This is a genomic window from Streptomonospora mangrovi (genome assembly GCF_027604915.1).
GTDB classification, from domain to species: domain Bacteria; phylum Actinomycetota; class Actinomycetes; order Streptosporangiales; family Streptosporangiaceae; genus Streptomonospora; species Streptomonospora mangrovi.
Window position 1 is genome coordinate 42,879 of the sequence record NZ_JAJAQC010000010.1, and the last position, 14,009, is coordinate 56,887.

9 protein-coding genes are annotated in these 14,009 nt (G+C 73.8%); 6 read left to right on the plus strand and 3 right to left on the minus strand.

Annotated elements, in window-relative coordinates; genetic code table 11:
- Positions 1-6: 6 nt before the first annotated feature.
- The 6 genes from LG943_RS08215 to LG943_RS08240 all read left to right on the plus strand — a co-directional run bounded on the left by LG943_RS08215 (position 7) and on the right by LG943_RS08240 (position 7,308).
- A complete protein-coding gene (locus LG943_RS08215) occupies positions 7-840 on the plus strand; it encodes an SDR family oxidoreductase (protein WP_270071609.1) in 834 nt (277 codons plus the stop codon).
- A gap of 9 nt (positions 841-849) precedes the next feature.
- Positions 850-2,076 (plus strand): acyl-CoA dehydrogenase family protein, encoded by a 1,227-nt coding sequence (locus tag LG943_RS08220; RefSeq protein ID WP_270071610.1) that lies wholly within the window; start codon positions 850-852, stop codon positions 2,074-2,076.
- 291 nt (positions 2,077-2,367) lie between these two features.
- The gene (locus LG943_RS08225; RefSeq protein ID WP_270071611.1) at positions 2,368-2,919 is read left to right on the plus strand and encodes a COG4315 family predicted lipoprotein; all 552 of its coding nucleotides are present in this window, start codon (positions 2,368-2,370) and stop codon (positions 2,917-2,919) included.
- 533 nt (positions 2,920-3,452) lie between these two features.
- Positions 3,453-5,240, plus strand: coding sequence for a phosphoenolpyruvate carboxykinase (GTP) (locus tag LG943_RS08230; protein ID WP_270071718.1), 1,788 nt, complete (start codon positions 3,453-3,455; stop codon positions 5,238-5,240).
- Positions 5,241-5,544: 304 nt separating this feature from the next.
- The gene (locus LG943_RS08235) at positions 5,545-6,108 is read left to right on the plus strand and encodes a dihydrofolate reductase family protein (protein WP_270071612.1); all 564 of its coding nucleotides are present in this window, start codon (positions 5,545-5,547) and stop codon (positions 6,106-6,108) included.
- 60 nt (positions 6,109-6,168) lie between these two features.
- A complete protein-coding gene (locus LG943_RS08240; protein WP_270071613.1) occupies positions 6,169-7,308 on the plus strand; it encodes a methyltransferase domain-containing protein in 1,140 nt (379 codons plus the stop codon).
- Between the two features lie 365 nt (positions 7,309-7,673).
- Here the strand turns inward: LG943_RS08240 and LG943_RS08245 are convergent, their stop codons facing one another.
- The 3 genes from LG943_RS08245 to LG943_RS08255 all read right to left on the minus strand — a co-directional run bounded on the left by LG943_RS08245 (position 7,674) and on the right by LG943_RS08255 (position 14,009).
- Positions 7,674-10,703, minus strand: coding sequence for a glycoside hydrolase family 3 protein (locus LG943_RS08245; protein WP_270071614.1), 3,030 nt, complete (start codon positions 10,701-10,703; stop codon positions 7,674-7,676).
- Positions 10,704-10,806: 103 nt separating this feature from the next.
- The gene (locus LG943_RS08250) at positions 10,807-12,816 is read right to left on the minus strand and encodes a glycoside hydrolase family 31 protein (RefSeq protein ID WP_270071615.1); all 2,010 of its coding nucleotides are present in this window, start codon (positions 12,814-12,816) and stop codon (positions 10,807-10,809) included.
- A gap of 365 nt (positions 12,817-13,181) precedes the next feature.
- The gene (locus LG943_RS08255; RefSeq protein WP_270071616.1) at positions 13,182-14,009 is read right to left on the minus strand and encodes a carbohydrate ABC transporter permease; all 828 of its coding nucleotides are present in this window, start codon (positions 14,007-14,009) and stop codon (positions 13,182-13,184) included.

Genomic DNA, 14,009 nt, shown 5'->3' on the forward strand with positions numbered 1-14,009 from the left:
GCCCCCATGCCCGAACCGTTCTCCATCCCCGGGACGACGGCCGTCGTCACCGGAGCCGCCGGCGGGATCGGGCGGGCGCTCGCCGAGCGCCTGCTGCGCGAAGGCGCCGCCCGCGTGGTGGTCAGCGACCTCGACCCCGACCGCGTCGCCGAGACGGCGGCGCGGCTGGGCGGGCGCGCCCACCCCCTGGCCCTCGACGTCTCCGACGAGGCGGCGGTGCGCGCGGCCGTGGAGCGGATCGAGGTGGAGCACGGGCCGATCGACCTGTGGTGCTCCAACGCCGGGATCGCGGCCGGGCGCGGCCTGGGCGACGACGCCGACTGGGACGTCTCGTGGCGGGTGCACGTGCTGGCCCACGTCTACGCGGTGCGGGCGCTGTTTCCGCGCATGGCCGAGCGCGGGCGCGGCCACCTGCTCATCACGGCCTCGGCCGCCGGGCTGCTCACCCAGCTCGACTCCGCCCCCTACTCGGCGACCAAGCACGGCGCGGTCGCGCTGGCCGAGTGGCTGGCGATCCGCCACGCCGACGACGGGATCGGGGTGTCGTGCCTGTGCCCGCAGGGCGTCAACACCGCCATGACGGCCGGCGACGACGGCACCTCGGCCACCCGGCTGGGCGGCGACTACATCGAGCCCGAGGACGTCGCGGAGTCGGTGGTGGCCGCCCTGCACGACGGCCGGTTCCTGATCCTGCCGCACCCCGAGGCGGCCGACTACGAGCGCAACCGCGCCAACGACCGCGACCGCTGGATCGGCGGCATGCGCAAGGCGTGGGCGCGGATCCGCGGCGCGGCGCCGCGGAGCGGTACCGGGGCGGCCGGCGCGGCCGAGAGGAGTTGAGGGACGGCCATGGACTTCACCTACGACGACGTCACCCGCGACCACCTGGACCGGCTGCGGGCCTTCCTGGACGAGAAGGTCCTCCCCGCCGAACCCGTCTACGCCCGGCAGACCGCCGAGCGCGCCGACCCCTGGTCCACCCCGCCGGTGGTCAAGGAGCTGCAAGCCGAGGCGCGCGAGCGCGGCCTGTGGAACCTGTTCCTGCCCCACCCCGAGTACGGCGCCGGCCTGACCAACCTCCAGTACGCGCCGCTGGCCGAGCTGACCGGGCGCTCGCCGGGGCTGGCGCCCATCGCGCTCAACTGCGCCGCGCCCGACACCGGCAACATGGAGATCCTGGCCATGTTCGGCACCCCCGAGCAGCGTGAGCGGTGGCTGGTGCCGCTGCTCAACGCCGAGATCCGGTCGGCGTTCTGCATGACCGAGCCCGACGTCGCCTCCTCCGACGCCGCCAACATCCGGCTGCGGATCCGCGCCGACGGCGACGACTACGTGCTCAACGGCCGCAAGTGGTGGACCTCCGGCGCGCTCAGCCCCGACTGCCGGCTGCTCATCGTCATGGGCGTGACCGACCCCGGCGCCGCGCCCTACCGGCGGCAGAGCATGGTGCTGGTGCCCCGCGACACCCCCGGCGTGGACGTCAAGCGCGGCCTGCCGGTGTTCGGCTACGCCGACGGCACCAAGGGCGGCCACGCCGAGGTCGTGTTCACCGACGTCCGGGTGCCCCGGGCCAACATCCTGCTCGGCGAGGGCGAGGGGTTCCGCATCGCCCAGGAGCGGCTGGGTCCGGGCCGCATCCACCACTGCATGCGCACCATCGGCGTGGCCGAACTGGCGCTGGAGCTGATGTGCCGGCGCGCCGCCGAGCGGGTGGCGTTCGGCCGGCCGCTGGCCGAGCAGGGCGTGGTGCGCGAGCGCATCGCCCAGGCGCGGGTGGCCATCGAGCAGGCCCGGCTGCTGGTGCTGAAGACGGCGTGGCTGATGGACACCGTCGGCAACCGGGCGGCCCGCACCGAGATATCGGCCATCAAGGCGGTGGTGCCGCGCATGGCCGAGCGGGTGCTGGACGACGCGATCCAGGTCCACGGCGGCGCCGGGGTCTCCGACGACTTCCCGCTGGCGCGGCTGTTCGCGGCCAACCGGACGCTGCGGCTGGCCGACGGCCCCGACGAGGTGCACCTGCGCTCGATCGCCCGGCAGGAGCTGCGGCCCTACCTGGGGGAGCGGGAGCGGTAGGGGACCGGCCGCAACGCCGCGCCGGGGCCGTCCCGAACCCGGGAGAATCCGCGAACCGGCCCGCGCGGGCGCGCGCAACCGGTACGTTCGGTGACGATCGGGACACGCCTCGGCGCGGTTGCGGCCGGTCAGCACCCCGGTGGGTTTCAATTGACGGCGTTTCCGCCGCACCGCCGCACCGCCGCGCGCCGCCCGGACCCCGGTCCGCCGCCGCGCGCCGGCCGCGCCCGCCGGGGCGCGGCCCCTTCCGACGCGGCGGCGCACCCGCACGGCGAGGAAGGAAGGCCACCCGTGGACGCTCCCAGGACGATGCGGCTGTACCTGGCCGGCGGCGCCGCCGCGCTGCTGACCACCGTGGGCTGTACCCCCGACGAGGGCAGCCCGGGCGGCTACGGCGACCGGCCCGGCGAGACCGAGCCGGGCGAGGGGGTGTCGGCCACGCTCAGCGTCGCCGAGGACACCCAGGCCGGGCCGGTCGTCACCGACGCCGACGGCTACACGCTCTACGTCTCCACCGCCGACAGCGCCAACCCCACCGTGTCGACGTGCACGGCCGACTGCGCCGAGCAGTGGCCGCCGGCGACGGCCGAGGGCGAGGTCACCACCGAGGGCATCGACGCCTCCCTGGTGGACTCCTACCAGCGGCCCGAGGGCGGCACGCAGCTCACGCTGGCGGGCTGGCCGCTGTACCGGTTCTCCGGCGACGTCGACCCCGGCGACGTCAACGGCCAGGGCGCCGACGGCGTGTGGTTCGCGGTGGGGCCCCAGGGCACCCGCTCGGAGGTGCTGCCCCACCCCAGCCCCGAGGGCACCGGCGGCTACGTCGAGTTCCCCCAGGGCTAGCCGGGTCAGCGCGGGCCGGCGGGCCGACGCGGGGCCGGGTCGACCACTGGTGTGACACGAATCATGCGGTGCGTGCGCGCCGCGTCACGGCCGCGCCGCGACGCCGCTGGTCGGCGTGCGTGAACACCCGCTGTCGGTCCGGTGAACCCCGCCCGAACCGCTCGGCGCGGGCGCCCGGCGCGCCCGTTGCCATGGGCTCTGACCTGCGCAGATGATGGGCGTCGGGCGCCGGTCGGCGTGCTGACCGCACCCGCGCCGGACCGTGCGGCCGCCGCCCCGACCCGGAACTCCGGCTTCGCGCCCCGACCCCCCGTCCGGACGCGTGGTCCAGTGCCCCACCGCGCGCGCCGCCCTCCACCGCACCCGCCGCTGACAAGGCGTAATCCCGGAAACGCCCGGCGCGTCGCGCGAAAATAGACCATTGGTCCACACCTGTTGTCCAGACCAACTGGCTCTTTCCCCGGGCGTCGGCGATGATTCGGCTTGACGTAGACAAAGGAGCCGCTGTGTCGGAACAGGTGCCTGGCCTGGGCATGGTCCCAACTGGCCACAAGGAGTTGATCGACTGGGTCCGCGAGGTCGCGGACCTCACACGGCCCGACCAGGTCGTGTGGTGCGACGGTTCGGAGGCCGAGTGGGAGCAGCTCACCGGCCAATTGGTAGAGCAGGGCACGTTCGTTCGGCTCAACCCGGAACTGCGGCCCAACAGCTTCTACTGCCGGTCCGACCCGAGCGACGTCGCCCGTGTCGAGGACCGCACGTTCATCTGCTCGGAGCGTGAGCAGGACGCCGGACCCACCAACAACTGGATCGACCCGGCCGAGATGCGCGCGACCTTCGCCGACGTCTTCGCCGGGTGCATGCGCGGGCGCACCATGTACGTGGTGCCGTTCTGCATGGGTCCGCTGGGCGGCGAGATCTCCCAGCTCGGCGTCGAGATCACCGACTCGCCCTACGTGGTGGTCTCGATGCGGATTATGGCCCGCATGGGCACCCCGGCCCTGCGCCTCATCGAGGAGCGCGGCTCGTTCGTGAAGGCCGTCCACTCGGTGGGCGCGCCGCTGGAGCCGGGCCAGGCCGACGTGCCGTGGCCCTGCAACACCACCAAGTACATCTCGCACTTCCCCGAGACGCGGGAGATCTGGTCCTACGGCTCGGGCTACGGCGGCAACGCCCTGCTCGGCAAGAAGTGCTACGCGCTGCGCATCGCCTCGGTGATGGCGCGCGACGAGGGCTGGATGGCCGAGCACATGCTCATCCTCAAGGTCACCCCGCCGCAGGGAGAGCCGCGCTACATCGCGGCGGCGTTCCCCAGCGCGTGCGGCAAGACCAACCTGGCCATGCTGGCGCCCACCATCCCCGGCTGGAAGGTCGAGACGGTCGGCGACGACATCGCGTGGATGCGCTTCGACGACGAGGGCCGGCTGCGCGCCATCAACCCCGAGGCCGGTTTCTTCGGGGTCGCCCCGGGCACCGGCGAGGCCACCAACCTCAACGCGGTCAAGGCGCTGTGGGGCAACAGCATCTTCACCAACGTCGCCCTCACCGACGACGGCGACGTGTGGTGGGAGGGCCTCACCGAGGAGCCGCCCGCGCACCTGACCGACTGGAAGGGCCGCGACTGGACCCCGGACTCCGCCGAGCCGGCCGCCCACCCCAACGCCCGCTTCACCACCCCGGCCAGCCAAGCGCCGACGATCGCCCCGGAGTGGGAGGACCCGGCGGGGGTGCCGATCTCGGCCATCCTGTTCGGCGGCCGGCGCGCCACGGCGGTGCCCCTGGTCAACGAGTCCTTCGACTGGCAGCACGGCGTCTTCCTCGGCGCCAACGTCGCCTCGGAGAAGACCGCCGCCGCCGAGGGCACGGTCGGCGAACTGCGCCGCGACCCGTTCGCGATGCTGCCGTTCTGCGGCTACAACATGGGCGACTACTTCGGCCACTGGCTGGAGATCGGCCGCAAGACCGACCCGGCGAAACTGCCCCGGATCTTCTACGTCAACTGGTTCCGCAAGGACGACCAGGGCCGGATCGTGTGGCCGGGCTTCGGTGAGAACAGCCGCGTCATCAAGTGGATCGTGGAGCGCCTCAACGGCACCGCCGAGGCCGAGCGCACCCCGATCGGCAGCGTCCCCAAGCCGGAGGCGCTGGACACCACGGGTCTGGACATCTCCCGCGAGGACCTGGAGTTCCTGCTGACGGTCGACAAGGAGACCTGGCGCGAGGAGGCGTCGCTGATCCCCGAGTTCTTCAAGACCTTCGGCGACCAGTTGCCCGACGAGCTGTGGGACGAGTACAACGCCCTGCTCAACCGCCTCGCCTAGCCCGGCGGGCACGGCACATCCCCAGCCCGGGGAGGCCCCCACGGCACACCGGCCACCAGGGGTGGGACCTCCCCACGGACCGGCCCGGGACGGAACGCGCGGAAAGCCATCCGCGCCTCCTTCCCGGGCCATCCCCGTGTCCGGGCACGGGAGTCCGGAGGGGGTGCGGCGCCGGTGCGGGGCGCGCCGGGGCGGGGCTGGCCGCGAGGGCGGGCGGGGCCGTACGCTGACCGGGATCGGGGCGGGGCCGCGGCCGGACGGCGGGGGTGGACCGCCGCGGTGGCACCGTGAGGGAAGGCTCCGCATGGCCAGTCTGATCTACGCGATAATCGCCTCGCTGGACGGGTACGTCGCCGACGCCCGGGGCGAGTTCCCCTGGGCCGAACCCGACCCCGAGGCGCACGCCTTCATCAACGACCGCGAGCGGCCGATCGGCACCTACCTCTACGGCCGCCGCATGTACGAGTCGATGGCCGTCTGGGAGACCGACCCCTCACTGGCCGAGCAGTCGCCCGAGATGCGCGACTTCGCCGAGCTGTGGCGCGAGGCCGACAAGGTCGTCTACTCCACCACCCTCGACCAGACCGCGACCCGCCGCACCCGCGTCGAGCCGGTCTTCGACCCCGAGGCGGTCCGCCGCCTCAAGGAGAACGCGACGCGCGACGTGTCGGTCTCCGGCCCCACCCTGGCCGCCCACGCGTTCCGGGCGGGCCTGGTGGACGAGTGCCACCTCTACATCGCCCCCGCCATCGTCGGCGGCGGCCTCCGCGCGTTCCCCGACGACGTCCACCTCGACCTCACCCTCCAGGCCGAACGCCGCTTCCCCGAAGGCATGGTCTTCCTCCACTACACCGCCCGTCCGGTGTGAGCCTGATCTGAAAGTTAACAGTAAGTAGCCGCGGGGTACCTCCCGGCTATGGTCAAAGGCATGGTTCCGACTGACTCCGACCCCGTGGTCGGGCCTGAGGCGCTGCGGCCGCTGGCCGACGACCCCGCGTGGGGCGCGGCCATGGCCGCCGTACCCCGAGCGGACTTCGTTCCCGAGACCGCGTGGGCCACCCCCATGGACCACTCACCGGGCTACTGGATCGACCGGGCCGCCGATCCCCGGCGGTGGGCCGGGGCGGTCTACAGCGACACCACGATCCTGACCCAGGTCGCCGACGGTGCCGTGCCGCTGACCCCGGAATCCGCCGCCACCGCCGCGCCCTCCAGTTCCACCACCGCGCCCAGTCTCGTCGCGGCCTTCCTGGGCCTGCTGGGCGCGGCTCCGGGGGACCGGGTCCTGGAAGTGGGCACGGGCACCGGGTGGACCGCCGCCCTGCTGTCCGCCCGCCTCGGCGCGGCGAACGTCACCTCCGTCGAGGTCGATCCCCGGGTGGCGGAGCAGGCGGCGGCCAACCTCCACCGGGCCGGCTTCGCACCCGTCCTGCGGACCGGCGACGGCCTGCTGGGCGACCCGGCCGGGGCGCCCTACGACCGCGTCCACGTCACCTGCGGTATCCGCGAGGTCCCCTACGCCTGGGTGCGCCAGACCCGGACGGGCGGCGTGATCGCCCTCCCGTGGGCGCCCAACCACATCGCGGGCCACCGGCTCGCGCTCACGGTGGAGGGCGACCAAGCGGTCGGCCGGCTGAGCGGCGACGCCGCGTTCATGATGCTGCGCGCACAGCGGTTCGCCCTGCCGCAGCCTGTCGGCGACCGCCGCGACGTCGCGGCGCGCGTCGACCCCGGCGAGATCATCGGCGCCGGGCGCGGTCTGGCGGTCGCCCTCGCGGGTCTCCTGCCGGGCGTGGTCGTGGACGGCCTGTACCCCGGTTCCGACCGCCTCGGCCTGCGCGACCCGGTCAGCGGCTCCTATGCCACGGCGGTGGCCGCCACCGAGTCCGCCGACTCCGAGGCGATCGAGATCGGCGACCGGCGGCTGTGGCGTGAACTGGAGGACGCCTACCAGACCTGGCGCTCCCTGGGCCGCCCGGCAGCCGACCGCTTCGGCGTGGCCGTGTCCCCCGACGGCCAGCACCTCTGGCTCGACACACCTGACAACCGAATCAAGGAGTACGCATGACCGGTCACCGCAAGGAGGTCAACTGCGTGGGCTGCCATGGCCGGAAAACCATCCAGGAGTCCCGGGACGGAACCGTGGTTTCGGTCCCCTGCCCCCTCTGCAACGGGACGGGCAAGCAGCCGTCATGAAAGAACGCTCCTCTCCGCCGGACGGCACTGAGGCGGATCACGGGCAGGGGCAGGACGCACCTGCCGCCACGACTGGCGACCGTCCTGTCATGTCCGTCTACCAGATCGCTGGGATCGCCCCCTGGTGGACGGACGGTGAAGACCCCACGGAGTGGATCCGGCGGCAACGTGCGGAGCCGTAGCGGCGAGGGCGCCCCCCTCTCGTGGGCGCCCTCGCCTGTCTTTGCGGGGTCCGGGTTAGCGCTTGGTCAGGGTGAACTCGCTGATGCGGAGGTCGCCGGTGAACACGAGGTAGACGTCGCCGGTTGGGCGGCCGGGGCGGGTGAGAGCGGTCGTGACCTCCTCGTAGGTGTACTTTCCGCCGGTCGAGGGGACCTCGGCGGTGCCCAGGAGGCGGCCCTGTGGGGAGCCGAGGCGGATCTCCAGGGCCGCGGCGCCCTCCTGGGCGCGGGCGGTCTGGGCGGTGAATCCGTTCAGGCGCGCGGGCAGCGCGGCGGCGTCGAAGGAGATCCAGTCGCCCGCCGAGCCCTCCACGGTCATCCCGTCGGCCTTGGTCTCGTCCATGATCGTGATGCCCGAGTAGCGGTCGAAGTCGGCGGCCCGCGTGGTCTCGGTCAGGTCGCGGGACGGGATGCGCTCGCCCTTCACGTCGATGTGGGTGCGGCGCCGGATATCGGCGGAGGACGAGCCGACCAGCACCTCGTGGCGGGCCGTCTCCACCACCTCGCGGCCCCGGGTGACGTCCCAGAACGCCAGGTCGGCGGCGTCGATCTCCAGTTCCACCGTCACCGTCTCACCGGCCGCCACGTGCACCCGCTCGAAGTCGCGCAGCTCCCGGATCGGCTGCGCCACCCGCGACCGCTCCTGGTGGGTGTAGAGCTGCACCACCTCGTCGCCGTCGCGCTCGCCGGTGTTGGTCACCGGCACCCGCACCGTCACCGTGCCCTCCGCCCCGATCCGGCGGCGGTCCAGGCGCGGCTTGCCGTACTCGAACTCCGAGTAGGACAGCCCGTGCCCGAACGCGTAGAGCGGGTCGCCCTCGAAGTACTGGTAGGTGTGCCCGGAGTGGATGATGTCGTAGTCGTGCATGTCGGGCAGGTCGCCGGTGGAGCGGTACCAGGTCTGCGGCAGCCGACCGGCCGGGTTGTGGTCGCCGAACAGCACCGCCGCCAGCGCGCTGCCGGTCTCCTGCCCGGCGTGGGAGGTCCACAGCAGCGCCGGAACGTTCTCCTGCGCCCAGGGCACCGCCTGCGGGTAGCTGGACTCCAGCACCACCACGGTGTCGGGGTTGGCCTCGGTGACGGCCTCCACCAGCTCCCGCTGCGCCTGGGGCAGTTCGATGCTCTCGCGGTCGTCGGTCTCGCGGGCGTTGATGAAGGGCATGTTGCCCACCACCACGACCGCCGCGTCGGCGCCCGACACCGCCTCCACGGCCGCGTCGGTGCCGCTGACCAGGGTGTCCACCCGGAAGCGCGCCGCGTCCTCGGCGGTGTCGGCGTCGACGGTGAGCGCGCCGTCGGCGCCGATCGACACGTACTTCTGGTTCCAGGTGTCGTAGCCGGCGTACTTCAGCACGACCTCGCCGCCGCCGACCTCCTCCATGCGGAACAACTGCTGCACGAACCAGCCGTTGGGCTGCTCCTGGTCGTTGTAGAGCCGGTTGCCCTCGCCCAGGCCCACGACCCTGCCGTTGGCCTCGGTGCGCAGGGTCACCACGCCCTCGCCCCACTCGAACACGCTGATGGCGCGGGCGTCCTCGTCGGCCTCGCCGCCCTCGCCGGCCTCACTCGCGCGCAGCACCCCGCCCCCGGGCTCGGCCGAGGCGGTGACCGCCCGGCCGTCGGCGGTGGTCAGCGTGACGCGGTCGGCGCCCTCGGCCGTGGCCACCGAGCCGCCCTCGCCCAGCCGCTCGGCGATCCCGTCGGCGGGGGTGACCTCATAGGGCATCGTGCCGCTGTACCAGTCCTCGTACAGGGTGTCGGCCAGCGGCCCGACCACGGCCACCTCGGTGTCGGACTCCGGGTCCAGCGGCAGCGCGCCGTCGTTCTTCAGCAGCGTCATCTGCGCCAGCGCGGCCTCGCGCGCCAGCTTCCGGTGCTTCGGCGAGTCGATGACCTCGGGGGTGATACCGGAGTAGGGGTTGCGCTCAGGCGGGTCGAACTCGCCCAGCCGGAACCGCACCGACAGGCTGTGGCCCACCGCCCGGTCGACGTCGGCCTCGGTGATCAGCCCGTCCTCCAGCGCCTCGGTCACCGCGCCGACGGTGAGCGAGGGGTTGGCGTCCTGGTCGGTGTAGCTGTCGATGCCGGCCCGCAGCATCGCCGCGTGCGACTCGGCGTGGGTGGCGTAGTAGCCCTGGCTGTTGGCGACGTTGGAGGGGCCGTAGGCGTCGCTGACGACCATCAGGTCGTCCTCGCTCCACGACCGCACGTCCTCCAGCAGCGGCGTCACGTGCGCCGGCCGCCCGTTGACCAGGTTGTAGGCGGCCATCACCCCGGTGGCGTTGCCCGCCGCGATCGCCGGGCGAAACGCCGGGTAGACGTACTCGTGCAGCGCGCGCGGCGGCACGGTCACCGACACCCGGTCGCGGTCGGCCTCGATGTTGTAGGCGGCGAAGTGCTTCAGTGTCGGCGCCGTCCGCAGGTAGAAGTCGTCGTCGCCGCGCAGCCCGCCGGTGTAGGCCGTGGCCATCTCCCCGACGAGGGTGGGGTCCTCGGAGTAGCCCTCCTCGTTGCGGCCCCAGCGGGGGTCGCGCAGCGGGTCGGCCACCGGCGCCCACACGTTGAGCCCGTGGGCGGCGGGGTCCTGCACGTGGAACCCGCGCATCTCGGTGCCGGTGGCCTCGCCCACGCGCTCCACCAGCTCGGGGTCCCAGGTGCCGCCCAGGCCCACCGACTGCGGGAACACGGTGGCCTCGCCCAGCCAGGCGACCCCGTGCAGCGCCTCAGTGCCGGTGCGGAACGGGCCGATGTCCAGCCGGGGGACCGCCGGCTGGTACTGGTGCAGCATGGCGACCTTCTCGTCGCGGGTGAGGCGGCCGAGCAGGTCCTCCACCCGGGTGTCCAGCGGCAGGTCGGGGTCGCGGAACGTGCCGGTGTCGGCCGAGGCCGCGCCGGGCACCGCCGCGACCAGGCCGGCCGCGAGGGCAGCGGCCAGCGCGGCGGCCGCCCACCGGGAGCGGCCCCGGCGGGCGCGCCGCGCCCCGGGGGCGGGCGGCGCGGAGGGGGCGGGGGGTACGGGTGGTCGATGGGGGGTGCTGGGGTTCACCGTGCTACCTCGCTTCGGTTGGGGGATCCTTCGCTGGGTCGTCGACTCGCCTGGTGCCGGCCCCTCCGGCCGGTCGCGGGGGTGCGGCGCGCGCCGCCGGCGGCTACCGCGCGGACTCCGGGGCGTCCCCGGCGATCGGCACGTCGGCGCCCTCGCGCACCAGCACCGGCGCCCGCTCCAGCGGCGCCGCCAGCCGGATCGCGGCGCCGCCCTCGTGCACCTCGCCGGTCCACGGGTCGCGCCAGCGCGCCCCCGCCGGCAGGTACACCTCGCGCTCGCGCGCCCCGTACTCGGTCACCGGCGCCACCAGCACGTCGGGGCCGAACAGGAACGCGTCCTCCACCGCCCAGGCCCGGTCGTCGTCGGGGAAGTCCACGAACAGCGGGCGCATCGGCGGCAGCCCCCGCTCGTGCGCGGCGCGCATCTGCTCCATGACGTAGGGCCGCAGCCGCTCCCGCAGGAACAGCAGCTCCCGCAGGTGGCCGTAGACCTCCTCGCCGTAGGACCACACCTCGTTGGGGCCGCCCGACATCTGCGGGTGCAGCTCGTCCACGAACGGCTCGCGGAACCCGTGCAGCCGCAGCAGCGGGCAGAACACGCCGTACTGGAACCACCGCACCAGCAGCTCCCGGTACTCCGGCGACTCCTGGTCGCCGCCGTGGAACCCGCCGATGTCGGTGGTCCACCACGGGATCCCCGACATCGCGACGTTGAGGCCCGCGCGGATCTGGGCGCGCAGCGAGGCGAACGTGGCGGCGATGTCGCCCGACCACAGCGCCGCGCCGTAGCGCTGGCTGCCCGCCCACGCCGACCGGCACAGCGTGACGACCTCGGTCTCGCCGGCCGCCAGCATGCCCTCGTGGAAGCCGCGCGCGTGCTCGGCCGGGTAGATGTTGCCGACCTCCGCGCCCGGCCCGGCGTGGTAGCGCAGGTTCTCCTGGTGGCCGGGTTTGACCTCGGGCTCGCAGGCGTCCAGCCACCACACCCGCACGCCCAGGTCGAGGTAGTTGCGGCGGACCTTCTCCCAGACGTAGGCGCGCGCCCGGGGGTTGGTGGCGTCGTAGAAGGACACCTGCACCTTGGCGGCCACGCCCTTGTCGGCCCAGTCGGCGTGCACCGGCGGCCCCTGCTCGGTGGCCACCAGCAGGCCCCGGCGCAGCATGTCGTCGTAGTTCTCGCTGAGCGGGCTCACCGACGGCCACACCGACACCATCAGCTCGGTGCCCATCTCGCGCAGCTCGCGCACCATCGCGGCGGGGTCGGGCCACTCGGCGGGGTCGAACCGCCAGTCGCCCAGGTGGGTCCAGTGGAAGAAGTCGGCCACGATGACCGCCAGCGGCAGCCCGCGCCGCTTGTACTCGCGGGCGACCTCCAGCAGCTCCTCCTGGGTCTTGTAGCGCAGCTTGGACTGCCAGAACCCCGACGCCCACTCCGGCAGCATCGGCGCGCGGCCGGTCGCCGCCGCGTAGTGGTCCAGGACCGCCGCCGGGTCGGGGCCGGTGGTGATCCAGTAGTCGATCTGCCGCGCGCTGTCGGCCACCCACCGGGTGCCGTTGTCGGCCAGCTCCACCCGGCCCACCGCCGGGCTGTTCCACAGCAGCCCGTAGCCGCGCGAGGACACCAGGAACGGCACGCTGACCTCGGCGTTGCGCTGCACCAGGTCGATGACCGCGCCCTTCTGGTCGAGCAGGCCGTGGGTGTGCTGGCCCAGGCCGAACACCCGCTCGCCCTCGTAGGCGGCGAACCGCTGCTCGATGCGGTAGTAGCCGTTGCCGGTGGAGGAGAAGACGCGCGGCCCCGGCCACCAGAAGTGCGCCCGCCGCTCGGCCAGCAGTTCGGCGCCGGTGGCGGTGCGCACGAAGCGCAGCATGCCGTCGTCGCCGACCTCGGCGGTGACCTCGCCGTTGACCAGCCGCGCGGTGGGGATGCCGGAGTCGTCGTCGATGCGGATCTTGGCGTCGGAGGCGGGGCGCTCGCCCAGCGCGCCGGGGATGTCGGAGCGCAGGTGCGACAGCCCGGCGCGCACCCGGACGCTGTCGGTGCCCCAGGGCTCGACGCGCACCACCTGGTGCCCGCCGTGCCATTCGATGCCGCCGTCGATCTCGTGCAGCACGCGGAGTCCTTTCACGTGTACGAAGCAGTGGTTTTCGGGCGCGCGCACCCGAGGTGCGGCGCGGCGGTCGCGGAGTAGGGAGTGGTGGAGGAGGGGGAGGGGAGCCGGGGCTGGGTGATGGGGGCCGGGGGCAGGGGGCGGAGGATCGGCTGGGGGCGGGGGAGTCGGGGGCGGGGCGGGCCCCCCCCCCCCCCCCCGCGGCGGGGGGGGGGGGGGGCCCCCGGGGGGGGGGGGGGGGGGGAGTCGGGCGCGGTCCGGCCCCCGCCGCCCCGGCAGGCGGCGGCGGGGGTGCGGACCGCGCGGGCGGGCCGGTGGCTGTCCGTGTCGGTCCGGTGCCGGGCCGGGTCAGGTTGTGTCGGGCCGGATCAGTCTTTGAGGGCGCCGCCCGTGACCCCCGCCGCGACGTAGCGCTGGGCGGCCACCAGCAGCACGGCCGCCGGGATGGACGCGATCACGCCGGTGGCCATGACGCTGTTCCAGTCGGCGGTGTGCGCCCCGATGAAGCGGTAGATGCCGACCGTGACCGGCATGACGGCGTCGTCGGTGTTGAGGGAGATGGCGAACAGGAAGTCCGCCCAGGCGAACAGGAACGCGAACAGGGCCGCCGTGATCATGGCGTTGCGGCTCACCGGAAGGATCACCGACCACAGCACGCGCGCCGCGCCCGCGCCGTCGACCATGGCGGCCTCGCCCAGCTCCTTGGGGATGGTCACCATGAACGCGCGCAGGATCAGCACCGCGAAGGGCACCGCGACGGTGGAGTCGGCCAGCACCAGCGCCAGGTGGGTGTTGAGCAGGCCGGTCTGGTTCATCACCGCGTACAGCGAGTTCGCCATGACGATCCCGGGCACCATCTGCACCAGCAGCAGCGCGAACAGCACCACGCCGGCGCCGCGCACCCGGAACCGGCTCAGCGCGTAGGCCGCCGGCACCGCCAGCAGCAGGGTGAGCGCCACGGTCCCGGCGGCGATGACCACGCTGTTGAGCAGCGCCCGGCCCTGGCCGTCCAGCGCCTCCCGGTAGCCCTCCAGGGTGCCGTCCAGCGGCAGCCACCGGGGCGGGGTCTCCAGCAGGCCGGCGGGCGGCTGGAAGGAGGCGTTGACCATCCAGTACAGCGGGAACAGCAGCACGGCGACGATCGCCACCGCCACCACGGTGGTGAACGCGGTGCGGACCCGGCGGTGCACGCCCAT

What these genes read in the sequence shown, in the direction of transcription:
- LG943_RS08215 (WP_270071609.1), top strand. Translation starts at nt 7, where the DNA reads ATGCCCGAACCGTTCTCCATCCCCGGGACGACGGCCGTCGTCACCGGA.
- LG943_RS08220 (WP_270071610.1), top strand. Translation starts at nt 850, where the DNA reads ATGGACTTCACCTACGACGACGTCACCCGCGACCACCTGGACCGGCTG.
- LG943_RS08230 (WP_270071718.1), top strand. Translation starts at nt 3,453, where the DNA reads ATGGTCCCAACTGGCCACAAGGAGTTGATCGACTGGGTCCGCGAGGTC.
- LG943_RS08235 (WP_270071612.1), top strand. Translation starts at nt 5,545, where the DNA reads ATGGCCAGTCTGATCTACGCGATAATCGCCTCGCTGGACGGGTACGTC.
- LG943_RS08240 (WP_270071613.1), top strand. Translation starts at nt 6,169, where the DNA reads ATGGTTCCGACTGACTCCGACCCCGTGGTCGGGCCTGAGGCGCTGCGG.
- LG943_RS08255 (WP_270071616.1), bottom strand. Translation starts at nt 14,009, where the DNA reads ATGGGCGTGCACCGCCGGGTCCGCACCGCGTTCACCACCGTGGTGGCG.